General features: G+C 50.4%; 1 protein-coding gene. It reads right to left on the bottom strand.

The window, feature by feature from the left end:
• Nucleotides 1-17 precede the first annotated feature (17 nt).
• The gene (locus FS628_RS31685; RefSeq protein ID WP_186328051.1) at nt 18-182 is read right to left on the bottom strand and encodes a hypothetical protein; all 165 of its coding nucleotides are present in this window, start codon (nt 180-182) and stop codon (nt 18-20) included.
• Nucleotides 183-266: the final 84 nt, after the last annotated feature.

Genomic DNA, 266 nt, shown 5'->3' with positions numbered 1-266 from the left:
TTACTTCCTCGCAAATCTCAGTACTTCACATTATGTACCCAAACTCCATTTTCCACCACCCCAACAACCACTCTCTTCCCATACCACCCCTCCAATATCACCCCAACTCTTCCCCTCCCCAGGATCCTTCCACCACACACATCCTTCATCCTCCCATTCATCTTACTCCAACCATCAACCATTCCACTCCTCCCACCTTCCTCACCCCAACACCCACATTCACCAACAATCACACCAAACCCACCCCCTCTCTCCTACCTGATATC

The organism is Paenibacillus xylanexedens (assembly GCF_007676705.1).
In the GTDB taxonomy this organism is placed as follows: Bacteria; Bacillota; Bacilli; order Paenibacillales; family Paenibacillaceae; genus Paenibacillus; species Paenibacillus xylanexedens_C.
The sequence above is the reverse complement of the archived record's forward strand: the minus strand, read 5'-3'. Positions and strand labels throughout refer to the sequence as shown.